Below are 24,251 nucleotides of genomic sequence, written 5' to 3'. Positions count from 1 at the left end.
TCCGATTGTATTCGCTCTATCGCTTGCTGCCGATGGTCCGGAAGCCTTGTCTTGTGCGTTTAGCTAAGTGCGCGTTCGATGACCGCCATACGGATCGGAACGCCGTTCTCCATTTGAGGGAAGATGCGGGATTGCGGATGCTCAACTAGAACCCCGTCGATCTCTACATCCCGGTTAACCGGTGCCGGATGCATGATGATCGCATGCGGGGCGATGCGCTGAGCGCGTTCTACTGTCAATCCGTACTGCTCCCGGTAAGCCTCCGCAGAGTTGAGCATGCCGCTCTCATGGCGTTCCAGCTGTACTCTCAGCATCATGACCACATCCGCTTTCAACGCTTCATCCATAGAGATGTAAGGAGCGTCAAGCTCCTTCGCCTGCATGTTGTCCGGTGCGCAGAAGCTTACGTTAGCGCCGAACTTGCGCAGTGCGTACAGGTTGGAGCGTGCTACCCGGCTGTGCAGAATATCGCCGACGATGGATACATTCAATCCGCGTAGCGAGCCGAATTGCTTGCGCATCGTGTACATGTCCAGCAGCGCCTGTGTCGGATGCTCGTTGTTGCCGTCTCCCGCATTGACCAACGGGACTTTGATCTTCTCGGCCAGCTCGGCCAACAGTCCTGCCGGCTTCAGCCGAATGACGCCCACGTCGATGCCCATGGATTCAAGCGTCCGTACCGTATCGTAAATCGATTCGCCCTTCTCGACGCTGGATGCCGCCGCTGAGAAGTTGATCACCTCGGCTCCAAGCCGCTTCTCCGCTACTTCGAATGAAAATCTTGTTCTTGTGCTATTTTCGAAAAACATGTTCGCCGCAAACTTCCCTTGCTGGCCCCCATGCACTTTAACCGGGTGCTTCTCCCAATAAGCCGCTCGCTCCAGGATGGATTCGATTTCTTCTTTGTCAAGGTCTTTCAGACCAAGCAAGCTGCGCTCTTTCAATTGTGCAAGCGTCATGTCAGGTCTACCCCCTTTGATTGATTAAGGTCACTTGATCGATGGTGTCGATCTCTTTTAGCGCGACTTGGATTTGTTCTTGTTTGGAGGTAGGAACGTTCTTCCCGATAAAGTCAGGTCTGATTGGAAGCTCGCGATGGCCCCTGTCAACCAGTACGGCAAGCTGTATGCTTCTCGGCCTTCCGCAATCCATCAGGGCATCCATGGCAGCGCGGATCGTTCGGCCCGTGTACAGCACATCGTCGAACAGGATGATGATCTTATCCTTCGTCGTAAAGGGCATGCCTTCCAGCTCGCCGAGTGCAGCCGAGACTTCCGCCTTGGTCGCCGCCGCATCCAGCCGGTCATCCCGATACTGTGTAATATCGAGCTCCCGAATCGGAACCGGTCTTCCTTCGATCTCGCCGATCCGTTCCGCGACACGGCTCGCCAGATAGATGCCTCTTGTGCGAATCCCTACAATGATGCATTCGTCGATGCCCTTGTTCTTTTCGACAATTTCATGCGCGATTCGTGTCAACGCCCGGCGAATCGCCGTTTCGTCCATGATGACCAGATGCTCTTCTTCCGCCATAGCCGCTCTCCTCTTCACTCAAACTTTTTTTGCGTTTGCTCCAACAAAAAAACTCCTTGCGGAGTTCGCAAGGAGTTGGTGTGATTAGTCAGGAATAGAGCAGGCCCTGTCTCACGTCCGGTATTGCCGCACGTCGAGAGATTCCTGTTCCTATCCGAATATAGACCTGTATTCACGCTACCTTGCCAGTCTCACGGGACTGAATTAAAGGTACTGCTCTGTATCATAGGAATTATCCCACGTTCGACATAAGAAGTCAAGAGCGTAGTGCCCTTTGCTTAGCCATAGTGTAAGGAATCTGTCCCCGACTATACAAGGATAGCGTTGGCAATTGTACAGGTTTGATCGATCATCTCAGCTTAAAGGCTGAGTTTGCGGATACGCTCTACCGCTTTCTCCGTATTTTCGCGGCTGCCGAATGCCGTCAAGCGGAAGTAGCCTTGTCCGCTTTGGCCGAAGCCTACGCCTGGAGTTCCGACAATATTCGCTTCAGAGAGCAGCTTGTCGAAGAAGCTCCAGGAATCCATGCCTTGCGGCGTCTTTAGCCAAATGTAAGGAGCGTTCACGCCGCCGAACACTTCAAGGCCGATGGAAGCCAAGCCGTCACGGATAATAGCCGCATTCGTCATGTAGTACTCCACCAGCGAAGCGATTTGCTCTTTGCCCTCTGGAGAATAGATTGCTGCAGCGCCGCGCTGTGTTACATACGATACGCCATTGAACTTCGTGGTGTGGCGACGGTTCCAGAGATCGTTGATCAGAACGGAATTGCCGTTCGCGTCAAACCCCTTCAGCTCACGTGGTACGACAGTGTAAGCACAACGAACGCCTGTGAAGCCAGCCGTCTTGGAGAAGCTGCGGAATTCAATAGCTACTTCACGCGCGCCTTCCACTTCATAGATGCTATGCGGAACATCCTTTTCTTGAATGAACGCTTCATATGCAGAGTCGAACAGGATGATACAGTTGTTCTCTCTTGCGTAGTCTACCCAAACTTTAAGCTCGTCCTTCGTCAGCGTCATGCCTGTCGGATTGTTGGGATAGCACAAGTAAATCAGATCGACCTTGCGGTCGGGCAGGCTTGGCTTGAAGTTGTTCTCCGCCGTACACTCTAAGTAGACAATGTTCTCATAGCGCTTTGTCTCCTGATTGTACTTGCCGGAGCGTCCCGCCATAACATTTGTGTCCACATATACAGGGTACACCGGATCTTGCACGGCTACGATGCTGTCCTGGCTGAAGATCTCTTGAATGTTGCCTACATCGCATTTGGAACCGTCGCTAAGGAAAACTTCATTGGATGCGATATCGATGCCAAGCGCCTTGTAATCATTTTCGATAATGGCTTGAATCAGGAAATCATAGCCTTGCTCCGGGCCATAGCCACGGAATGAACCCGGTTGAGCCAGTTCCTCGACCGCTTCATGCATGGCTTTTACAACCGCTTCAGGAAGTCCGCGTGTTACGTCGCCAATGCCTAGGCTAATAATCTCCGCATTTGGGTTCTCCTGAATGAATGTTGTGCGGCGTTTTGCAATTTCAGAAAATAAATAGCTGCCTTGCAGCTCCAAGTAGTTGTGGTTAATGGCTGTCATTGCTTTCACCTTTCCTTTTGTAGAATACACCTAATCTACGTTTAGGATAGCGTACTTGAGGGGCGAACATAATGCAGGATATCGTCAAAAGTTTGCACTTATTTCCGTATCGTATTCATACGTCCGTCACCATTCGATTATATGAAAACAGCCGGTGCAATGCACCGGCTGACAACATTTCTTATCTGGACTTCAAGCTTGCAAGCACATGCTCATAATCTCCGGGCAGCGGCGCTTCGAACAACAGTCTCTCCCCTGTACGCGGATGCGTGAAACCCAACAACGCCGCATGAAGAGCCTGTCCGTCCAGCGCTACCGTCTTGTTCCTTCCGTATACAGGATCGCCCGCCAACGGATAGCCAATATATTTCATATGAACGCGGATTTGATGAGTACGGCCTGTCTCCAGTTGAAGCTCCAGCAGCGTATAGTCGCCTAGTCGCTCCAGCACGACAAAATGCGTAACCGCCGGCTTGCTGTTATGCTCCGTTACTGTGAACAGCTTGCGATCGTTACGGTCGCGTCCGATCGGCGCATCAATCGTGCCTTGATCATGAGGCACATTGCCGTGAACCAGCGCGATATATTTTCGCGTGACGGAATGCTCCTTCAATTGCTCAGCGAGCGACACATGCGCCAGATCGTTTTTGGCTGCCATTAGAAGGCCTGTCGTATCCTTATCGATTCGATGCACAATGCCGGGGCGCAGCAAACCATTAATACCTGAGAGATCCTTGCAATGATGCATGAGCGCGTTCACCACTGTACCGGATGAATGTCCCGGCGCAGGATGTACAACCATCCCTCTTGGTTTATTGATCACAATAACATCCGAATCCTCATAAACCACTTCAAGGCATATATCTTCGGGCTCAATATTGGCGTCTTCCGCTGCCGGAACATGAATGACCACAGCATCGCCAAGTACCAACTTATAGTTGGCTTTCACTGTATTCCCGTTGACGGTAGCCGCTCCCGCCTTAATCCATTCCTGAACCTGCGTTCTCGACAGTCCGGGAATATCCAGCGTCTCAGCTACCCATTTATCAATGCGTTCACCCGCTTGATCGGACTCAATGGTCCACTCTACGAGCGTTAGTTCATCATCTTGTTGTATGTTGCTCATGCTTCATTAGGCTCCTTGTTGTCCTGTCCTTGCGTCAGCTTCTCTTCGCGGGCGCTGAGCAGCGCATCCAGCAAAATTAGGCCTACGCCGATTACGATGGCAGAATCTGCGATGTTGAAGATCGGGAATGTGTAGCTGCCAAAGTTGAATTTGAAGAAATCGACCACTTCGCCGAAGCGTACACGATCAATGAAATTGCCGATAGCTCCGCCAAGCACCAGCGTCAGGCCAATAAATAGTCCCGGCTTGCCAGTCTTGCGCATAGAGTATATGTACCAGATCAGCCCCGATACAATAGCAACCGTAATAATAATAAAGAACACTCTTTGTCCTTCCAAAATGCCGAAGGCGGCACCGCGATTGCGATGCGAAGTAATGAGGAAGAAGTTGCCAATGACACTGATTTCATCATACAAATTCATTTTCGTCGCCACCATTTTCTTGGTCACGAAATCCAGAATGAGAACGATTAAGGTAATGAGGTAGTAATAGTAATAGCGCATCTGATCACTCCTAAAAAAGGTAACTTGCATGCTTTTTTTCCCCATTTATCCAAGCACAGGAACGTCCGCTTCACCTAGTGTAGCACAGGGGAGCGGATAGAAACCAGTTATATCCTACTGACCTGCTGCGATGGGCGCTGCTCCCATCCAAGCATGCCCATACTGAAATTGTCCGCTTCGGCAAAAGCTAATGGAGCAATCATGTATGGTACAAAGGACGGTGCAAGGATTATGTCATATCCATCAAGCCCTCAGCTCGCCCTGCTGCGCATGCGCCTGCAGGACGAGCATCGGGACATCGAATCGAGACTCATACAGAATCAGCATTATGGCAAAGAAGACTCCCTCCGCGATGAGTCTGGCGAGTTATCGCCAATCGATAATCATCCTGCCGATCTGGCGACCGAACTCTACGAACGGGAGAAGGATATCTCGTTACTGGAGCAGGAAGAGCTTCACCTTCGCCGGATTGAAGCTGCCCTTGATGCCATGGACAAGGGCAGCTATGGTGTCTGTGTCGTATGCGGCGAGCCGATCCCTTTCGAAAGACTGGACGCTGTGCCCGATACGTTATATTGCGTAAGCCATGCGCCAAGAGATATCGTCTCCGATAGCCGTCCGGTGGAGGAAATTTTCCTTCAGCCTCCCTTTGGCCGGACAAGCATGGACGAGCATGAAGACGGCTATAACGGATTTGACGGCGAGGATGCTTGGCAGATCGTCGAATCTTGGGGCAACTCCGACTCCCCGGCTATGTCGGAGAATCGGAACGCTACCGATTATGAGCATATTGGCATTGAATCCCAAGAAAATGACGGATACGTGGAGCCGCTGGAGAGCTTCCTCGCTACCGACATCACAGGCCGTTATGTTACAGTCGTACGTAATCGTGAATACGAACATTACATGCAAAGCAACGAAGGCGATCATATGCTGGAGAATGAAGAGGACGAGCCCGGCTTCTAATAGCCCTTCCCTTCCAGTTGGATCTGAACAATCCGTACGATATCGGCAATGTAGTCTCCGATAATGGGAAGATTGAGCGCCCCGAGAATTTGAAGCACGTACAATATCGTAGCCGCAAAAAAAGTAAAGCCGATCGCAATGCCCACGCCTCTGGCAACGCCGGAGAGCAAATTGCGCCAAATCAGAGATATCGGGCGATTGAGCAAATCGACATATTCCGCTATATGCGTTCTCTCCATCTCCGTGGCAATATGCTGCATGCGTCTATCGAGAGCGGCCAGCGACTTCTGAAGCGCGCTTAAATCCTGTGCATCATGCTCAGGCAACGGCTCTCCCTGATGTCTTTTCTTCGCCACACCCCATCACCTCCGGTTCAAAGCAGAGAAGCCCGCTCCGCCAGCATGGCGGGCAAGCGGGCTTCATCCATATAAGAATAAGCGGTTGGCTGCCTTAACCTTTCTCTACGGAACAAGCCAGGCCGCGATTGCAGCCCTGCAATTGCACTTACTCCATTACTATGTCCTTAACCTTTGATGAAAATGCCTACTTCCTTATCGCCCAGCTTTACTCTTTCCATACCCTCCAAAGCCTCGAACGAAACGGATTGCAGCAGAACATTGTCATGAAGAACCTCCGAGAAGGCTTCAAGAGCAGTCTTCAGCTCGCTGTCCACATCCAGTACCAGATCAACACGTTTTTCAATCGGCAGATCCTGTTTCTTGCGCGTATCCTGTACGGCGCGGATGACTTCGCGCACCCAGCCCTCTTGCTCAAGCTCAGGCGTAATATCCGTATTAAGCGCTACGGTCATGCCGCCACCCGACGCCGATGCGAAGCCGGACTTCGCTTGCTTCTCGACGAGCAGCTCATCCAGACTGATCGACAGTGCCTCTCCGTCAGCTGTCGTGAAGTCGAAGCTGCCGCCGGTTACGACTTCGCGAGCTTCGTCAGCAGACAGAGCTTTCAGCGCACCTTGGATCGGTCCAACATGCTTGCCGTATTTTTTGCCTGCAACCTTCAAATTCAGCTTGAGGTTGAAATCGACGAAGCCGCTGTCGGAATGTTGAACGACAATGCTCTTCACATTGATCTCATCCTTGATGATCTCTTCGTATTCCGAGATCGGGAAATCGCCATCAAGCGATACGATCAGCTCGGACAATGGCTGACGAGTTTTGATCGACGTCTCATTACGCACGTTGCGCGCCAACTCGACGATGCCCTTCGTACTTTCCATATCACGCTCCAGCGTCTCATCAATAACCGCTTCATCTGCGACCGGGAAATCGTCCAGATGAACGCTTCCTTTGCCTCCCAGATTGCCGTATACGTCATCCGCAAGAAGCGGGGCGTATGGCGCGATTAGACGGGATAGCGTCAGAAGAACATGACGCAGCGTCTGATAAGCCGCCACCTTGTCTTCCGTCAGTCCGCTGCCCCAGAAACGGTCACGGGAACGGCGGATATACCAGTTGCTCATCTCGTCGACGAACTGCTCGATTGATTTGGCAGGATTCAGGAAGTCGTTGACTTCAAGACCTTTCGTAACGGTCTTGATCAAGCTGTTCAGGCGTGAGACGATCCAGCGGTCCAGCTTATTGCCGGATGCCTTCTCGTCATGCTCCTCCGGCTTGTAGCCGTCGATAGATGCATACAGTGCGTAGAACGCATGCGTATTGACGATTGTATCGATCACTTTCGATTTGGCTTCGCCTACGATGCCTCTGGAGAAGCGCTTGCTGTTCCATGGCGCGCTGTCTGCGAGGAGAGCCCAGCGGAAAGCATCTGTACCGTATTCGTTGATGATTTCCCAAGGATCGATAACATTGCCCTTGGATTTGGACATCTTCTGTCCATTTTCGTCCAGAATATGGCCGGTAGAAATAACCGCTTTATATGGCGCTTTGCCATTGTAGAGTGTCGATACCGCCAGCAAGCTGAAGAACCAGCCGCGCGTCTGATCGATGCCCTCGCAGATGATATCAGCTGGGTACTGATCCTGAAACTTCTGCTCGTCGCCGAACGGATGATGCTGCTGGGCGAATGGCATGGAGCCGCTGTCGAACCATACGTCGATGACTTCCGGCGTACGTCTCATGACCGCGCCTTCAGCATATGGCGATTGCAACAGGATATCGTCTACGTAAGGCTTATGAAGCTCGATATCTGCTGGCACCTCGCCTACTGCGCGTGCACGCAGATCCGCAATGCTCTCCGGCGCGTATTCCTTGCCTGTCGCTTCGCACACCCAAACGTTAAGCGGCGTACCCCAATAGCGATTACGGCTGATGTTCCAATCCACCAAATCTTCAAGGAACTTGCCGAAACGTCCTTCACGGATATGCCCAGGGTACCAGTCTACGCCATTATTGTTAGCAATCAGCTGATCCTTGACTGCTGTCGTCTCGATAAACCAGCTCTCTGTCGCGTAATAAAGCAGCGGCGATTTGCAGCGCCAGCAGAACGGATAGCTATGCTCGTAGCGCTCTTTGGAATAGAGCAGCCCTTTCTCGCTCAGCATCTTCACGATATCAACGTCGCAATCCTTCACGAAACGTCCCGCCAGATCTGTCACTTCATCCACATAACGACCGGCGTTGTTCACGACGCTCAGCATGCTGATGCCGTTCGCACGCGCAACCTTGTAGTCGTCCTCGCCGTGTGCAGGCGCGATGTGGACGATACCCGTACCGCTTGTGTCGCTGACGAAATCGCCCGTAATCACGATATGGCCCTTCTCGATCGGCACATAACGGAATGGCGGCTCATAAGCCTTGCCTGCCAATTCAGCGCCCTTCAGCGTGGACAATACCTCATAGTTTTCCTTCAGCACGCTCTCCGCGAGTGCTTCCGCTACGATATACACCTCGCCGTCCTTCGAAGCGCGGACATAATTCAGCTCTGAATTAACTGCAAGTGCCACGTTTGCCGGGAGCGTCCAAGGCGTCGTCGTCCATGCCAGCACGAATTCACCAGAATCGATCAGCTTGAACTTGGCAGTAGCACTCAGATCCTTCACATCCTCGTAACCTTGCGCCACTTCGTGGGAACTTAACGTCGTTTGGCAGCAAGGGCAATACGGGCTGACGCGATGTCCACGGTACAACAAGCCTTTCTTGTGAATGGTGGAGAGAATATGCCATACGCTTTCGATGTACTCATTCTTTAACGTAATGTACGGATTGTCGAGGTCGGTCCAGTAAGCGATCGCCTCCGTCAATTCACGCCATTGCTTCTCATATTCGAATACGCTGTCTTTGCACTTATTCACAAAGGCTTCAATGCCGTAATTCTCGATCTCCTGCTTGCCGGAGATGCCAAGCTGCTTCTCCACGCCAAGCTCGACAGGCAAGCCATGTGTATCCCAGCCCGCTTTGCGCACGACGCGATAACCCGCCATAGTCTTATAGCGGCAAATAAAGTCCTTGATGACACGGCCCAAAACGTGGCCGATATGTGGCGCGCCGTTCGCAGTTGGCGGTCCTTCGTAGAAGACAAAGTTCGGCTTGCCCTCCCGATTTTGAATCGATTGCTTGAACGTATCATTTTCTTTCCATTGCTGCAGCACGCGCAGCTCGCGGCTACGGGCACGTTCCTTTACATCAACGCGTTGCATGTTTCATGACCCCTTCCTTGTGTTGAGAGAAAATAAATAAAGCCCCGCCCCTGTAGAAGGGACGAGGCTAGCTCGCGTTACCACCCTTGTTCCGCTTATCCCCTCCATAAAGAAGAGCTTGGCAACGTCCCGTAGAGACGATGCGATCTGCAGCACTTAGCAGCGAATCACGTGATTCGCGGTCCTTGTAACGGAGGACGGCCCGTCGACGCTTAATACCGCTTCAATCGCGGGTTAGGCGCCTCTTCTCGGAGATGATATTCCGTAATGGCTCATGCGCCGGACTCGCAGCAATCATCCGACTCTCTGGGGAATGAACGCATAACGTACTTGTTCTCGTCATGGAAGTTCGCTTAAATTTGTAATAGTTTAGTTATAGCTCAAGTCGATGGTTTTTGTCAAACAGGGGAATGCCCTCGTCCCATTAACCGCGCAGCAATTCCCGCTCGGGGTCCCGTGATGCATTCGAATCCAGCGTATCCCAACCGTCTTGCGTAAGCAGTTCGAGCTGAGCTTCGACAAGCGTGCGGAAGCGGGCACGGTAGATGGAAGCCTGCTTCTTCAGCTCCTCGACCTCTAGCGATACTTTGCGCGACTTGTTTAACGAGTCGTTTACGATACGGTCGGCATTTTTCTCTGCTTCTTTAATAATAAGCTGGGCTTCCTTCTTCGCATTGCTGCGCACTTCATCCGCTGCTTCTTGTGCGACGATAATCGTCTTGCTCAGCGTCTCCTCGATATTAGTGAAGTGATTCAATCTCTCCTGCAGCGCCAGCATCTGATTTTGGATTTCTTTGTTTTCTCGAATGAGCGATTCATAGTCTTTAATGACTTGGTCCAAAAACTCATTCACTTCATCTTCGTCATAACCGCGAAGACGGCGCGAAAACTCCTTGTTATGTATGTCCAATGGCGTAAGCGGCATTGGCGCACCTCCCTATTCCTGATATGGTTCCCCACGCAACCGGCGGTAGCCATCGCACGTTCACCACCGTTGCACTCCGATGAGAAGAGATTCGACAGTCCCATGCTTTTTCCTGCATCCGGTCAAATAAATTTGCCAATTTTCACACGAATTCTGCCCTTTTTTGTCACGCCGTCGACTTCAAGCACCTTAAATCGACCAAGTCCCTTGAGGGATATCGTATCGCCTTCCTTCAGCAGCTCCGACGGGTTCTCTTCCGTCTTCCAGTTGACTCTGCAACGTCCCGCTCGAATCGGCTCGACGATCTTCGTACGGCTGACACGATAGACGTCGCTTACGATGCCGTCCAGCCGCATCGAAGCGACGGTAAGGCTAAGCTCCTCCAGCTTCGAGGTAACCGCCTGCAGCTGCTGAAGCGGCAGAATATCCGTCAGCACGTTCAATCTGTGCACTTGACGAAGGTGTATATTTAAATAATCGGCAATTTCGTCCGTAACCATAATATGCGCAAAAGATTCATGAACATGAATATCTCCAATTCGGTCGCGTTTGATGCCTAGTCCGAGCAAGGCGCCAAGGAAGTCGCCATGATCCAGTTCAAGATGAGTTGTACCGGCCGCTCTAGCTTCAAGGACAGCGATGTGCATCGGCTCATCGTCCACGTCGCGGTAATCGGGAGCGATCAGCCCCCGCTTGCGCTCCGCCTCCCTATAACCGCCGTCCAATCTAATCTGAACATCAGGGTGACGGTTTGCCAGCATCTCCACGATCTGAGCTTGTCTCGGGTCCAAAAAATCGGTCCGCTTCAGCTCATGCTGCATGGCGGACCGATTTATCCATTCCAGTGCCCGATCGACAAACGGCTTCTCTTCGGGGTGAAAATGATTATAAATAACAGATTTCATATCTTTACCCTCTAAGGAGCAAGAATTCAAGCACAGACTGTAATCCAAGGGCAATAAACTTCAGCGCGAAGATCGAGACGATCGGGGACAAATCAAGCACGCCGCCGATAGGCGGAATGAATCTTCTGAATATGCTGATGTAAGGTTCTACAACCCGTCCGAGCAATTGTCCGACAAAGCTCTCACGAGCGTTAGGAAACCAGGATAACAGAACATATCCGATAATCAGATAGCTGTATACGTTGGCTACCGTACCTATAAATCCATAAATAAACAATTCCAATCCAAGGTCACCTCATTTTGTTGTAATCGTTCTCCTCTGCCAGCATTTCCGTAATGGCACCTTGAATTTCAACCGTGTCCGGTGTGCACAGAAAAATATTAGGACCTAGCTTGGAGATGCTGCCGCTTAAAGCGTACACTGTACCGCTTAAGAAATCAACAATGCGCAGAGCAAGGTCGCTTCTGACCCGCTGCAGGTTAACGATCACTGCGCGGCGGGAACGCAGATGATCTGCAATTTCCTGCGCTTCGTCATAGGAGCGAGGCTCGCTGAGCACAACCCGAACGTTTTTCTGCGAGTGGATGCTGACAACATTGTTGCTGCTCGTGCTGCCCGCTGTGCTTCCTGCGATTCCACTATTGTTCTTTAAGTTTCTACGTGTCTCAAACGGCGAGGTTTCAGACTCTTGCTCATCGGCTTGATTTACGCGCTCGCGCTCAACCACTTCTTCCTCTTCCTGCAGTCCAAAAAAGTTCATAAAACGGTTCATGACGCTCATTTCTCATTCCTCCTCTTTCCCGACTAGTGTCGTACCGAGCCGAATCCACGTTGCGCCTTCTTCGATTGCGACTTCAAAATCATTAGACATGCCCATCGATAGATGAATCAAAGCTTCAGCATGGATTGATGATTCTCTTACTTCATCCCTCAATTGGCGGAGCGCCCGGAATACCGGTCTCGTCTCCTCCGGCTCCGATTCGTAAGGCGCCATTGTCATCAGACCGATAGGCCTAACACCGGGATAATCCGCAAGCTTGTTCAGAAATACAGGCAGATCCTCCGGCTGGAGGCCATGCTTGGAATCCTCGCCCGACACATTGACTTGAATAAAGCAAGGAACGTTAATGCCAAGCTGGACAGCGCGCTTATGAATCGCCTCCGCCAGCGACAGCCTGTCCAATGAATGTATGTATGTGAATTTTCCGATGACGTCCTTCACTTTATTCGTCTGCAAGGAACCGATAAAGTGCCATATCGGCTTATCTTCATCCTTTGCCTGTTCGTTGCCGCTTAGCGCCAACCACTTTTCCTGCGCATCTTGCCATCGGTTCTCGCCGAGATTCGACAGGCCGCTTGCAAAAGCTTCCCTTGCCGTGTCCAGCGATACATACTTAGTAACCGCGATGACATGAACATCCCCAATTTCCCGACCGGACCGCTCGCAAGCTGCAGCGATTCTCTCTTCTACCGAACGGATTCTCTCTTGCATAGACATCTTCTCTTTCACCTTTCTCGAATGCCAATCCAGCTGGCCATTCGTCCCGTTTTGCCGCCCTCTACCCGATGAGAGTAGAACAAATCAGTCCGACAGCCGGTGCACCAAGTAGTTAATTCGATACGACTCGGCAAAATTCCTGCTTTTATCATAATCTGTCGGTTTATTTCTTTCAAGTTCAGAGAACCTTTTCCATTTTCTTTCATCTGCAAGCAGTCGAATTTCAGGCTATCCGTCAAATTGAGCTCACGGATTACGCGCTCCACTTCCGTAATAACAGGTCCATCTACCTCATAGCAGCAACCCCCGATCGACGGACCGATCGCCGCAAGTATATGCTCCGGCCTTACCCCATAGGCTTCTTCCATTGCAGACACCGTACGCTGGGCAATTTCCCCTACGGTGCCACGCCAGCCAGCATGTGCCAGTGCGATTGCGCCTTGATCGGGCGCATAGAAGTAGAGCGGCACACAGTCCGCATAAAAGGAAGCCAGCAGCACACCCGGCACATCCGTCATAAGCGCGTCGCAGCCAGCGATCGTATCGTCCATACGCGCCCTTCCTTTGCCCCGCTCCGCCAGCGTCACCTTTGCCACACGGTTGCCATGAACTTGCTCGGCGCAGGTCCAGGCCTCGAACGGCCATCCCAGAGTCTCCGTCACACGCTTCCGATTGATGATAACGGACTCTTCCTTATCTCCAACATGAAGCCCTATATTAAGACCAGTCCATGGCTCCCCGCTGGCGCCGCCTTCCCTGCCTGTGAAGCCTGCAGTTAGTCTCTCGTCAACACTCATCCATTCCGGCAACAAAAAAAGCGAAGGTTCCTTCGCTGTATCCCATCTTATATTTTGTACAAAAGGTTCCATTCTCTCACCCCATGAGTAGGACATAAACAGCGCCCCTTGCAGAGCATCCGTCTATGTCCAGTTTACCGCCTCACGCGCGGACGTGCAAATCATCCTCGTCGGACCGCAGCGCTTTCGCTTCATCCATGCGAACCAGTACTACATCCGCACCGATCTTGACGATATTCCGCCATGGAATGACCATCTCGGTTCCGTTGCTCCCGAACAAGCCGAACACTTTTGTATACTGCGGAACGACAATGGAATCAATACGCCCTTGGCGCAAATCCAGCTCCAGATCGCTAATATGTCCCAGCTTTTTTCCGTCTACGATGTTGATGACGTCCTTGGACTGGAAATCGGATATTTTCATTTTGGATCACCACATTTCCTGCGAATTAATGGAACGCAGCTTCTTCTATCAGTATATGACTCATTCGCCCAATATGTCCCCTTCACAAAAAAAGCGAAATATGATACTTTTATTGTACGTTGACGTACAATAAGGAGGTCGAGCAGCTTATGCCCAAAAAAATAGCAACCGAAGAGGACTGGATTGAGCTTGGTTTTGCTCGATTTGCGGAGGGAGGCGAAGGGGCGCTTGTCATTGAGCGTCTCGCAAGATCACTCGGCACCAGCAAGACCAGCTTTTACTGGTACTTCAAAGACCGGACTTCCTTTCTTCGCCGAATCATTGACGATTGGCAGGAGAGAAGTACCAGCTCCCTTATCTCGCAGTCCTCGCTAGAGGGCCTCCCCGCGCGGGAAGCGGTATTGACCCTTCTGCGAGGCATGTTCGCTCCTAACAAAAGCCGCGATTTTCTTTATCATTTGCGCAGGCTGGGGCGTTCGACACCACATTATGCCCAGCAGTTGGAACGTATTGAACATGCCAGACTATCCCACATGTCCGGACTGCTCGTCGCGATGGGCCATTCGTCGGAAACAGCGGCCCGCAAGACGGAACTCCTCTACAATTTTTATTTAGGCTGGCATGAGCGACAGCAAGGTAGGAATCAGCGGGCTGATGAATCAGAGTCGGCTATCGCGCTGATATGGTCTTATCTAGAGCTGGATGGGAGCAAATGCTGATGATGATTTCTATAATAAGCTGGACTATGGCTAGCGTGTTCACCCTGATTGGTGCACTTCATTTGTATTGGCTCCTCGGCGGCAAATGGGGCATGCATGCGGCTATCCCCACTATTGCGGACCGCGATCAAGTGTTGTTCACGCCTGGCAAATTGGCAACTTCCATTGTAATGCTGCTGCTTTGGCTAGCCGCATTCTGGATGCTTTTACTGGGGCAAGAATGGTCTTCTCTTCTGCCATCATGGCTTATTACTATAGGTGGATACACGATAAGCGCGACTTTTCTCATTCGGAGCATAGGCGACTTTCGCTATCTTGGATTTTTCAAGCGCTATCGCCAAAGCTATTTTGCACGATTAGACAGCCGTTATTATTCGCCGCTTTGCCTGATGCTCGCCGCGGCAACCCTCATACTACTCTTGAATTAAGACCAAAGACGGCAGCGCCGGGTTGGCGCTGCCGTCTTTGAGAACTGTCTTTCACGTTTTCACATGCTTTTGCATCTGTTGGATCGCCGACTTCTCTAGCCGCGACACCTGAGCCTGTGAGATGCCGATCTCATCAGCTACCTCCATCTGGGTTTTGCCTTCGAAGAATCGCATCGACAAAATCATTTTCTCCCGATCATTGAGCTTGTGCATCGCTTCGCGGAGCGCGATCTCCTCAATCCATGACACATCCTTGTTGCGATCGTCGCTAATTTGATCCATCACATAGATGGGATCTCCGCCATCATGATAGATCGGCTCAAATAACGATACAGGATCCTGGATCGCATCAAGCGCAAATACGACATCTTCCTTCGGCACATTCAGCGCCTCAGAAATTTCGAAGATCGTCGGCTCTCTGGAATTTTTGTTCGTCAGGCTATCGCGAACCTGCAAGGCTTTGTAGGCGATATCCCTGAGACTTCGGGACACTCTGATCGGGTTGTTGTCGCGCAGATAACGCCTAATTTCCCCGATAATCATCGGCACGGCATAGGTGGAAAATTTAACGTTTTGACTAAGGTCGAAATTATCAATCGCCTTCATAAGTCCGATACAGCCCACCTGGAACAGGTCGTCTACAAACTCTCCCCTATTGTTGAACCGCTGAATAACGCTCAGAACGAGCCGCAAATTGCCGTTCACCAATTTCTCTCTTGCTGCCCATTCACCTCGGGCTTGCAACGCCGTAAACAGCTCCCTCATTTCGACGTTGGTCAATACAGGCAGTTTCGCGGTATCCACACCACAGATCTCGACTTTATTTCGGGTCAACGTGATTACCTCCCAAGGAGAAACATTAATGTTCATTATCTCCTCAGCCCCTCTTTTTATTCCTATTCTGACATCCTTCGACAAATGCAAAAAGGGCGCTATGCGCCCCTATCCGTTACACCATCTTATTAAATTCCTTGCGCAACCGCTTAATAATTCTCTTCTCCAGCCTCGAAATATACGATTGTGAAATGCCCAGCATATCCGCAACATCTTTTTGTGTCTTCTCTTCCCCATCGGCAAGACCGAATCGAAGTTCCATAATGATGCGTTCCCGCTCCGACAGCTTATCAAGCGCTTTATGGAGCAGCTTGCGGTCTACTTGCTCCTCGATGTTGCGATAAATCGTATCATTTTCCGTTCCAAGCACATCCGAGAGCAGCAGTTCGTTGCCGTCCCAATCGATATTCAGCGGCTCGTCGAATGACACCTCGGTTCTCGTCTTGCTATTGCGGCGCAGATACATCAAAATTTCATTTTCGATACAACGGGATGCATACGTTGCCAGCTTAATCTTTTTTTCCGGGTCAAACGTATTGACTGCCTTGATCAATCCGATTGCACCGATCGACACCAAGTCTTCGATATGTATGCCGGTATTCTCGAATTTTCTGGCGATATAGACTACTAGCCTCAAGTTACGCTCGATGAGCATCGCCCGAATCGCTGAATCACCGGATGGCAATTTCTCCAGAAGATATTCCTCTTCCTCTCGCGTCAGGGGAGGAGGCAGAGCTTCGCTGCCGCCGATATAATAAAGCTCCTCGCTCTTTAATCCGAATAAAAATAAAATTCGATAATAATATAAGTTCAGTATTAGTTTATACTTGACGAGCATGTGGCCCATCCCTCCCCGATGAAGTGTGCGTGTAATCCTTACGTTTGTACCATAGCCGGATGGATAATCGCTTGATATGCCCCATCTGCCGCAAGCTTGCCGCCATCGAATCCAATTAATACCCTGGTTGTTTCAAATACTTGTCCTTCACGCGCCACTTCTACCGAGTCGGGTTTCAAGGCCAGCATAAATTGCGACCCTCTGTTCACTCCTCGGAACGGCACTAAGCGCAACCTGTCTTGCCATTCAAACGATGTTTCTGCATCCATTCCCGCTACCAGCCTGTCGACTTCGCCTTCCCGTATGCTCTTGATCCACGATGCCGGCAGCGCCTCTTCCCAGTGCGACACTTCCATGACCATAACAGGTGTGCGCGTGAGCGGATCGTACAGCTGATTGCCCGTGTCAATCAATCCTGTGCAGGCATATGTCTTGTCCCCTATCATGACTTTCACTTCGGCCATATGATTGCGTACAAGTTCGCGTTCCCGTCGACCGGTCATTACCGCACGATAGACATATAAGCCTATGGCGAACGCAGCTGCCATATAGAACAAGGAAAGCTTGATCTCTGCCTGAATGCTGCCTCCTGCAATCGTCAGTGTCTTCCACATTGCGCCTGAACCTTGCATGAACAAATAGTACAATCCCAGCACCGCACCCGCCGCGACAAAATTAACGGAATAAAAAGCTCCTATGTTCCGAATATAATGCTGCAGGGACAAGAAGCCGAATGCGATCCAAATCATGATGAACGAAAATAGAATCTTGACGAACAGCGTGAATAGGAATGATAGCTGGGGATAAAGCATAAGTACAACATAACAAGCTCCAAAAGCGGACGCAGCTAATATTCGCCACGGTTTAGGCTTCGTATGACGCACCCAAGCAGTTGTCAACAGTACGGCGCCATCCACCAGCAGCTCGCGCAAAAACAGGATATCGACATATACGGTCATGCAAGTCCTCCTCCTCCCTCTCTTCCGAACGGATACATAGATTCGGTCTTGGGAGAACGATTGAGACTAGTATATGTTAATCGTATTTCAAAGTCTGTCTATTCATGACGGGTCCACCCATCTTTTTTTGTCGACTTCGCAAACAAAAAACGAGAGTTCTTAAAAACAATTACTAACTAACATTATTCCAAACTAAAAAATTTATCAGCTTGCAATCTAATTAATTTCGTTAATTTTTTGACGGGGTTCCTTCCAGGAGCTTGTGTAAAACAACAATTTCTTCATAAATCTCGGTCTAGATGGACACTTTATAAATAGGTTTCAATTTGAAGATTTTATACCTAAATTCGGACTTGCCCGAACCATAAGTCAATTCTATAATAACTAATCGAGTAGGAGAAGGCGCCGAGCCTCCGTCCTCTCACACCACCGTACATGCGGGTCCGCATACGGCGGTTCCATAGGGTTAACAAAGCTCCAAATAACGAGAAAGTAAACGTTTCAGCCAGCCCTTTCCCTTCACAATAGGAAGTCGGAAGGGCATTGTTTGTGTTTCGAGACATTTTCCATGCCCCTCACCTAGCATTAGCCATCACTCGGCAAGCCCAATCTGGGACAAGAATTGCCCGAAGTTCTCGGATTCGGGTACACACCCGTTTCCATTGCTTCCATAAGCACATGCGTAACCTGCGACGAATACATTGGTCGAATCTCTCGCAGTAGCCTTTTGCGGGCGCGAGTCGGAAATAGCCTATTTAGCCGATCAGTTATCGGTTGAGCTGCGAAATTCGGGACTCCATCGGCATCGATCGTGTTCGGCTCGTTAGCTCACGCACCTTCTCTTTAAATCGCGAGATGGTTTGCGGCGAATCGTCGCGTCCTTTAGAAAACTAAACCCGAAAAACTTTCGGTTCCAAGGCAGATCTACCGCGCTCTTTTCTCGATTCACTTCCAGTTTCAACTTTCCTACTACAAAGCGTGTAACCGAATCCATAACGCGTTCACCTGCGCGTTTGCTGGCAACAAAAATATTGCAGTCGTCCGCACAGCGAACAACTGCAGCCCTCGTTTGGTCAGCTCTTTGTCCAAGTCATCCAACAGAATGTTTGTCAAGAGCGGACTTAGCAGTCCACCTTACGGTGTTCCTTCTCCCGTTTTCTCAAACACGCCATTTGCCATAACTCCTCCGTTTAGATAAGTACGCATGAGTTCCAATACACGCTTGTCCGCCACTTTCCGTGACACCCTTGCCATGAACATATCATGGTTTACTCGATCAAAGAATTTGGCCAATTCCATATCTACATCCCATCGAAAACCTTCTTGGATGTAGCCCTGGGCCTGCTTCACTGCGTCATGCGTTCGCTTCCCGGGGCGAAAGCCGTAGTTCTGCATCAAAGATCAAATTCCTCACTTGTAGAAGTGCTTGTTGGAGAAAGCAGTCCATGACGGTCGGGATGCCGAGCAGCCTCATGCTACCTCCGGGTTTGGAGATTTCCACCCGTTTGACAGGCATGGGTCTGTACGAGCCCGCGAGAAGTTCGATTTTCACCAGTTCCTAGTGTGTGTTCAGGTAAGATTGTAGATGCGTTACCGTTACGCTGTCTACTCCGAGGACGCCTCCGTTTTGTACCACTCGCTTGTAGGCGATTCTGAGGTTATCTCCTTTAAGCATGTCCTACAACAAGTCGTGATTGGCTTCGCGAGAAAGGGACTACTTGTGCCGACGAAGAAATCAACGCTCTGGTATACCCTAGCGGCTGCACCGATTCTCTTTGTCGCAAGCTATCTTACGAGATATTCTGCCCTCTCTGCTTTACATGCAAACTCACTCATTTCGATTCAGCCCTTCGGTTTCCGGCGTCCCGTACTCCTGTACTATGCCCTCTGCTGACTCCTACGGATTCAGCGCGACTTCTCAGCCGCAGCTACGAAGTAACTTCGCATGTTTCCCCAGATATGAACGCAATCTTTTTGCCCACAACCACCGGAGACTACAGAGTTAGCTCTTGCGACTTCGGACTTCGTCGTGTTGAGATGACTCATCCAGCTAACATTACCTCAAATCCAGTTCGTGTACCTCGGCTCGTGCATGTGCCTCCAGCTTCCCTCAGATTCCACCTCGCGGCCTGACACCTTTACTCTTTACTAACGGGTAGGCGTTCGCCAGCCCCCGTTCGGGACTTTCACCCTAGAGATGACGCCCATGCTGGCGTACACAAAATAGCCAGTCGTCAATGAATACAGACGACTGGCTATTAATCTTACAAGTTATTATTTTCACCCGATACGAGTTTCTTGAACAAATTATAATTGAAAGTATTGATTAGTTTAACATTTAATGTTTTCGTAATGTTTGCAACAATGCATTACTATAAATCTATTTGATTATAAATAAACCTTTTTAAATTCAATAATTGATTCTGGCCTATAGATATTACCACCAATATAAATATCAGCACTATCTCTTACTTCAGCTGTTGGATAATAGCTACCAAACCAATTACTAGTATAGGTTTTTGAACCTAATCTTTCAGCTGAACCAGTATATTCACCTGTTATTGGAAGACTCTCCCATAGCCCAGTTGAACCAGTAATAACTAATTGAGGGGGCCAGACAGGAGCGATAGCAATACCACTATAAGTAGTTGTTTGTCTTAGTACAATTTTATCAGGATATCTTGGAACAGCCCCTGCCCAGTTTGCCAGTTGGCTACCCTTTTCAATTTCTCTTCCATAAGTTTGAAAAGGAATCGCAAAAACATTTGTATAAGTACAATCCTTCGCGGAAGATGTATTAGAAGCTAGACCATTTTGAGTGCTGTATCCTTTTTTTGTAACTACTATTCCGCATTTCCAATTACCTATGTCTTGAGTTGATATCTTCTCAGACTGTGCTTCAGCTTCAACTTTTGTTTGAACATACTTATGAAGTAATTCTGCTGCTTCATTTTTGTCAACTATTTTATTGCTATTCGATATCAGATACACTTTAACCCCATTATTAATCGTTTCCTTCACATCCATTGACTCACCTTTAGTTAAAGTCAGCTTGGTAATTGGATCTACTCCTTTCGCAGCATACGATTGAACTGATACTGAGATCAAGACAACGAATACAATTAATGCCAATAACTTTTTTTTCATAAATACGCTCCTTAGAATATATTTTGTAATGCATTGTTGCTACGACTAAAGTAAATTATTAACTAGTGAAACATATGTAACTTTATAACTAATATAAGCAAATTTACCTGTTCCTGATTTAATAACTCCATAAAAGGTAGTTGCCTCCGTTATTTTTTGAATTAACATAGAATTATTAAATGTAATATTTAATTTTCTTAATAGCTCATAAATATCCAAGTACACTTCTAATTCATAATTCATATCAATGAGATCAGTGTATAAAGGATTTTTCATTTCTATAACCTCAACTAATAAATCAATATCACTACTAATATCAATATCGAGGCCTAAATTATCTATTATAGCTGATTTATAATATGATTTAATTAGATCGTTTAGATCATATGAATGCGAATTATCATTTAATTTTAGATCAATATTTTCAATAATCTTTTTTTCTATTTCTTCAATATCATCACCATTAATTTCATATCTTAATGATTCTAAATTCAACAAAGTATAGTACAAATCAGCGAAATTATTTTGCTCTATACTTGTATCAAGATCCTTTATGGTTAAATTAAGCAGTAGTTCCTTATGCTTTTCAAGTACACTTTCATTAACTTGACCAAAATAAAAAAACTTATTTACAACAGGCATTCTGGAGAAGTCTACATTTTGTGAATAATCAGTATTATCATTAAGTTCATTACTATTAGTTTCTTTTATTATTTTTTTTACATAGTAGGTGCTTAATAGATCAGACGAGCCTTTTTGATAATAAAAAGGAATATCTCCGATCTTATACTCATTAAGTTTCTTGTTGAGAGATAGCATATTAGGGATTTCTAGGTTCAAGTAATTAAAATACTTTAAAGCAATATAAGTTGGTAAAACATTAACATTAGATTCTGAATCGTTTTTAAACCAACCATTTTGATTATCTTGAAGATTTACAATAAAATCGTATACAAAAGTAAGTTCTTTTATCTTGTTGTTCTTGTAAGCCAGCTCAATTATTGGATCTAAAAATACTAGAGATTCCTCAGTTAATCCATTTTCTAAATCATAAATTAACTTATCAGTCTTCTCCTCTAAAATTTTTTTATCATAATTGACTTCTATTAAGTCAGACAATTTGATTAATAACAATAAATGTCCAGAATTTTTTATATCAAGTTTATCTAAGTGCTTCATCTTTTCCTCTAACCATTTGTTTAAGTTAGGGTCAACTGCACTATATCTTAGTACTTTATATGCTTCCATCGCCATACTAGTAGATAAGTAATACTGACTTTCATCATCATTAAAACTCTTAATCTCATCACTATCGTAAGAATAGAAACCATTACTCATTCTTAATGCACTTATACAATCAATTAGTTTATCCTTTACTTCAGAATCAACTATTATATTTGATTCAAAGATCATAGCAAAATAATAATATTCATATATTCTTGTATATTCATTATTCAAAAAACCTATTCTTAAATACTGATAAAGGTTAGCTATTTCATTATGATTTAACTCTAGTCCAAGCTGTTTTTGTATGAGTATTAAATGAAATAGATAATACAAATCATACTTCGTGTCAAACTCATTTAGTCTTGGATAACCTCCATCTTGGTTTTGGCTATAAGTTATCAATTTAATAAAATCATTTGCACTGTAGTTACTGTAGCTTCCTTTGAAAACAGATGGACTTATTTCTTCACCCTTATCACTTTTATATAATACAAGTATAGTAATGATAGCTATACAAATTCCAGTAACTAAATATCTTATCTTCATCTAATCATCCTTCCTACTTAGTTTTGGGAATCTTACCAAAGGATACACTCCCATATAAGCTTCTTCTACTAGAACACCATTAAGGACAACATAGTTGCAATAAAATAAATTTTTTTTGGGATAGCTTCCTAAATGTAACATAGAGATTAAAATAAACACTATTGGAAAACTAATATCTAAATAAAGGAGATTACTAGTTTCTTCCTAAAAACACGATGCATCTAATTCTACATGCATCGGGAGGAATCTGAGTCTTTAACAATTGCTAAGAACGTGGTTTTAATTGCGTGGGTAACATCAACTGCTACACTCGTAATGTTGGTGCGAAACTTGCTTTTTAGCAATAACAAAAAACTAGCCATACTTAAGGTTTCGTGATTAATTGCACAACAAGGTACAAATTCACGTTTTTAAACCTTAATATGACTAGTTTGAAAAAAAGAAAACTCTCTTATTTAATAACGTTAGTTAATAGTAACTGCGCATTCACTACTATAGATAGCTTAATCCGACAAATTATTCGTATCCAAACAATTATCTGTCAGAACGCGGCTGCTTGCGCAGGAACGCTGGAATTTCCAGTTGGTCGCTCGAGCTTCCTACACCGAAAGGCTTGACGCCCGAAGGATTGGAAGAAGATTTCGACTCCTGCTGACCCGCATCTTGTTGAACGCCTCTGCGAGCATGCTGTGTATTGGCTTTCGCTTCGAATCCAGTCGCGATAACCGTTACTTTGATGTCATCATTCAATTCTTCGTCGATGATGGCACCAAAGATCATGTTCACATCCGGATCAGATGCGGAGATCACGATCTCTGCAGCTTCATTGACTTCATACAGGGACAAATTGCTGCCACCTGTGATGTTCATAATAACACCGCGAGCGCCATCGATAGATGTCTCCAGAAGCGGGCTCATGATCGCTTTGCGAGCAGCCTCAGCCGCACGGTTCTCACCAGTCGCAATGCCAATACCCATAAGAGCAGAACCACGTTCAGTCATAATGGTTTTGACATCGGCGAAGTCAAGGTTGATCAAGCCGGGAACCTGAATAAGATCAGAGATGCCTTGTACAGCTTGTCTCAGGACATTATCAGCCTGGCGGAATGCCTCCAGCATTGGTGTCTTTTTATCTACGATTTCAAGCAAGCGGTCATTCGGAATAACAATTAGCGTGTCGACTTTCTCCTTCAACGCCTCGATTCCTTGCTCCGCCTGACCAGTACGCTTGCGTCCCTCGAACGTGAAAGGACGCGTTACGACGCCAACTGTTAGAGCGCCGCATTCCTTGGCGATCTCCGCGATTACCGGCGCTGCGCCAGTACCGGTGCCGCCACCCATACCTGCCGTAACAAATACCATGTCGGAGCCCTTAAGTTGATTCATAATCAACTCACGGGATTCCTCCGCCGCTTTATGACCTACATCCGGGTTAGCACCTGCGCCAAGCCCCCGAGTCAGCTTGTCGCCGATCTGAAGCTTGTGCTCGGATTTCGCTAGATGCAGCGCCTGCGCGTCGGTGTTCACCGTAATAAATTCTACGCCTTTTACACCGTTTTCGATCATTCGGTTCACGGCATTGCTGCCACCGCCGCCTACGCCTATTACTTTTATTTGAGCGAGCTGTTCAAGCTCCAAATCGAATTCCAACATCTCTCATTTTC

At 47.9% G+C, this 24,251-nt stretch carries 25 protein-coding genes; 3 read left to right on the top strand and 22 right to left on the bottom strand.

Going from position 1 to position 24,251, the window contains the following annotated elements; all coding sequences use genetic code 11:
* Nucleotides 1-59: 59 nt before the first annotated feature.
* The 5 genes from DX130_RS04265 to lspA all read right to left on the bottom strand — a co-directional run bounded on the left by DX130_RS04265 (nt 60) and on the right by lspA (nt 4,757).
* A complete protein-coding gene (locus DX130_RS04265) occupies nt 60-959 on the bottom strand; it encodes an aspartate carbamoyltransferase catalytic subunit (RefSeq protein WP_116043095.1) in 900 nt (299 codons plus the stop codon).
* 7 nt (nt 960-966) lie between these two features.
* Nucleotides 967-1,533: a bifunctional pyr operon transcriptional regulator/uracil phosphoribosyltransferase PyrR gene (gene pyrR, locus DX130_RS04260; RefSeq protein WP_116043093.1), complete on the bottom strand. Its 567-nt coding sequence runs from the start codon at nt 1,531-1,533 to the stop codon at nt 967-969.
* 359 nt (nt 1,534-1,892) lie between these two features.
* The gene (locus tag DX130_RS04255) at nt 1,893-3,128 is read right to left on the bottom strand and encodes an LL-diaminopimelate aminotransferase (protein ID WP_116043091.1); all 1,236 of its coding nucleotides are present in this window, start codon (nt 3,126-3,128) and stop codon (nt 1,893-1,895) included.
* Nucleotides 3,129-3,309: 181 nt separating this feature from the next.
* Nucleotides 3,310-4,254 carry an RluA family pseudouridine synthase gene (locus DX130_RS04250; RefSeq protein ID WP_116043090.1) on the bottom strand — a complete coding sequence of 315 codons (945 nt, stop codon included), beginning with the start codon at nt 4,252-4,254 and terminating at the stop codon, nt 3,310-3,312.
* Nucleotides 4,251-4,757, bottom strand: a complete 507-nt coding sequence (lspA, locus tag DX130_RS04245; RefSeq protein ID WP_116043088.1) for a signal peptidase II — start codon at nt 4,755-4,757, stop codon at nt 4,251-4,253. The genes DX130_RS04250 and lspA overlap by 4 nt, the downstream gene beginning before the upstream one ends.
* A gap of 231 nt (nt 4,758-4,988) precedes the next feature.
* Here lspA and DX130_RS04240 point away from each other — a divergent pair, with 231 nt between their 5' ends.
* Nucleotides 4,989-5,723 (top strand): TraR/DksA C4-type zinc finger protein, encoded by a 735-nt coding sequence (locus DX130_RS04240; RefSeq protein ID WP_116045731.1) that lies wholly within the window; start codon nt 4,989-4,991, stop codon nt 5,721-5,723.
* On the opposite strand, the gene DX130_RS04235 is transcribed toward DX130_RS04240, so the two are convergent.
* The 9 genes from DX130_RS04235 to DX130_RS04195 all read right to left on the bottom strand — a co-directional run bounded on the left by DX130_RS04235 (nt 5,720) and on the right by DX130_RS04195 (nt 13,889).
* Nucleotides 5,720-6,004 carry a DUF5665 domain-containing protein gene (locus DX130_RS04235; RefSeq protein WP_420818514.1) on the bottom strand — a complete coding sequence of 95 codons (285 nt, stop codon included), beginning with the start codon at nt 6,002-6,004 and terminating at the stop codon, nt 5,720-5,722. The genes DX130_RS04240 and DX130_RS04235 overlap by 4 nt on opposite strands.
* A 242-nt stretch (nt 6,005-6,246) precedes the next feature.
* The gene (gene ileS / locus DX130_RS04230; protein ID WP_116043086.1) at nt 6,247-9,339 is read right to left on the bottom strand and encodes an isoleucine--tRNA ligase; all 3,093 of its coding nucleotides are present in this window, start codon (nt 9,337-9,339) and stop codon (nt 6,247-6,249) included.
* 424 nt (nt 9,340-9,763) lie between these two features.
* The gene (locus DX130_RS04225) at nt 9,764-10,264 is read right to left on the bottom strand and encodes a DivIVA domain-containing protein (protein WP_116043084.1); all 501 of its coding nucleotides are present in this window, start codon (nt 10,262-10,264) and stop codon (nt 9,764-9,766) included.
* 122 nt (nt 10,265-10,386) lie between these two features.
* Nucleotides 10,387-11,169 carry a YlmH family RNA-binding protein gene (locus DX130_RS04220; protein WP_116043082.1) on the bottom strand — a complete coding sequence of 261 codons (783 nt, stop codon included), beginning with the start codon at nt 11,167-11,169 and terminating at the stop codon, nt 10,387-10,389.
* 4 nt (nt 11,170-11,173) lie between these two features.
* Complete coding sequence (locus DX130_RS04215; protein ID WP_116043080.1) at nt 11,174-11,452, bottom strand: YggT family protein; 279 nt, start codon at nt 11,450-11,452, stop codon at nt 11,174-11,176.
* Between the two features lie 7 nt (nt 11,453-11,459).
* Nucleotides 11,460-11,951 carry a cell division protein SepF gene (locus DX130_RS04210; RefSeq protein ID WP_116043078.1) on the bottom strand — a complete coding sequence of 164 codons (492 nt, stop codon included), beginning with the start codon at nt 11,949-11,951 and terminating at the stop codon, nt 11,460-11,462.
* Between the two features lie 3 nt (nt 11,952-11,954).
* Nucleotides 11,955-12,668 (bottom strand): YggS family pyridoxal phosphate-dependent enzyme, encoded by a 714-nt coding sequence (locus DX130_RS04205; RefSeq protein WP_116043076.1) that lies wholly within the window; start codon nt 12,666-12,668, stop codon nt 11,955-11,957.
* Nucleotides 12,669-12,676: 8 nt separating this feature from the next.
* A complete protein-coding gene (gene pgeF / locus DX130_RS04200; RefSeq protein ID WP_240644313.1) occupies nt 12,677-13,561 on the bottom strand; it encodes a peptidoglycan editing factor PgeF in 885 nt (294 codons plus the stop codon).
* 46 nt (nt 13,562-13,607) lie between these two features.
* Nucleotides 13,608-13,889, bottom strand: a complete 282-nt coding sequence (locus tag DX130_RS04195; RefSeq protein ID WP_116043074.1) for a YlmC/YmxH family sporulation protein — start codon at nt 13,887-13,889, stop codon at nt 13,608-13,610.
* 149 nt (nt 13,890-14,038) lie between these two features.
* On the opposite strand from DX130_RS04195, the gene DX130_RS04190 reads away from it, so the two are divergent.
* Together DX130_RS04190 and DX130_RS04185 are read left to right on the top strand one after the other, a co-directional pair.
* A complete protein-coding gene (locus DX130_RS04190) occupies nt 14,039-14,608 on the top strand; it encodes a TetR/AcrR family transcriptional regulator (RefSeq protein ID WP_116043073.1) in 570 nt (189 codons plus the stop codon).
* Nucleotides 14,608-15,036: a DUF3995 domain-containing protein gene (locus DX130_RS04185; protein WP_165861151.1), complete on the top strand. Its 429-nt coding sequence runs from the start codon at nt 14,608-14,610 to the stop codon at nt 15,034-15,036. The genes DX130_RS04190 and DX130_RS04185 overlap by 1 nt, the downstream gene beginning before the upstream one ends.
* A gap of 51 nt (nt 15,037-15,087) precedes the next feature.
* Here DX130_RS04185 and sigG read toward each other — a convergent pair whose 3' ends face one another.
* The 8 genes from sigG to ftsZ all read right to left on the bottom strand — a co-directional run bounded on the left by sigG (nt 15,088) and on the right by ftsZ (nt 24,240).
* Nucleotides 15,088-15,870: an RNA polymerase sporulation sigma factor SigG gene (sigG, locus tag DX130_RS04180; RefSeq protein WP_116045726.1), complete on the bottom strand. Its 783-nt coding sequence runs from the start codon at nt 15,868-15,870 to the stop codon at nt 15,088-15,090.
* 115 nt (nt 15,871-15,985) lie between these two features.
* Nucleotides 15,986-16,708, bottom strand: coding sequence for an RNA polymerase sporulation sigma factor SigE (sigE, locus tag DX130_RS04175; RefSeq protein ID WP_116043070.1), 723 nt, complete (start codon nt 16,706-16,708; stop codon nt 15,986-15,988).
* A gap of 38 nt (nt 16,709-16,746) precedes the next feature.
* Complete coding sequence (gene spoIIGA / locus DX130_RS04170) at nt 16,747-17,667, bottom strand: sigma-E processing peptidase SpoIIGA (protein WP_116043068.1); 921 nt, start codon at nt 17,665-17,667, stop codon at nt 16,747-16,749.
* 575 nt (nt 17,668-18,242) lie between these two features.
* Complete coding sequence (locus DX130_RS27390) at nt 18,243-18,422, bottom strand: group II intron maturase-specific domain-containing protein (RefSeq protein ID WP_476703820.1); 180 nt, start codon at nt 18,420-18,422, stop codon at nt 18,243-18,245.
* A 379-nt stretch (nt 18,423-18,801) separates the two neighbouring features.
* Nucleotides 18,802-19,065 carry a hypothetical protein gene (locus DX130_RS27385; RefSeq protein WP_420818504.1) on the bottom strand — a complete coding sequence of 88 codons (264 nt, stop codon included), beginning with the start codon at nt 19,063-19,065 and terminating at the stop codon, nt 18,802-18,804.
* Nucleotides 19,066-20,055: 990 nt separating this feature from the next.
* On the bottom strand, nt 20,056-20,814 hold the full coding sequence (locus DX130_RS04160; protein WP_116043066.1) for a hypothetical protein: 759 nt from the start codon (nt 20,812-20,814) through the stop codon (nt 20,056-20,058).
* A gap of 45 nt (nt 20,815-20,859) precedes the next feature.
* Nucleotides 20,860-22,587: a hypothetical protein gene (locus DX130_RS04155; protein WP_116043064.1), complete on the bottom strand. Its 1,728-nt coding sequence runs from the start codon at nt 22,585-22,587 to the stop codon at nt 20,860-20,862.
* Between the two features lie 534 nt (nt 22,588-23,121).
* Nucleotides 23,122-24,240, bottom strand: a complete 1,119-nt coding sequence (ftsZ, locus tag DX130_RS04150; protein WP_116043062.1) for a cell division protein FtsZ — start codon at nt 24,238-24,240, stop codon at nt 23,122-23,124.
* Nucleotides 24,241-24,251: the final 11 nt, after the last annotated feature.

This window comes from Paenibacillus paeoniae (genome assembly GCF_003388735.1).
GTDB lineage: Bacteria > Bacillota > Bacilli > Paenibacillales > Paenibacillaceae > Pristimantibacillus > Pristimantibacillus paeoniae.
Note: the sequence above shows the minus strand (reverse complement) of the source record. Positions and strands in the feature narration are given on the sequence as shown.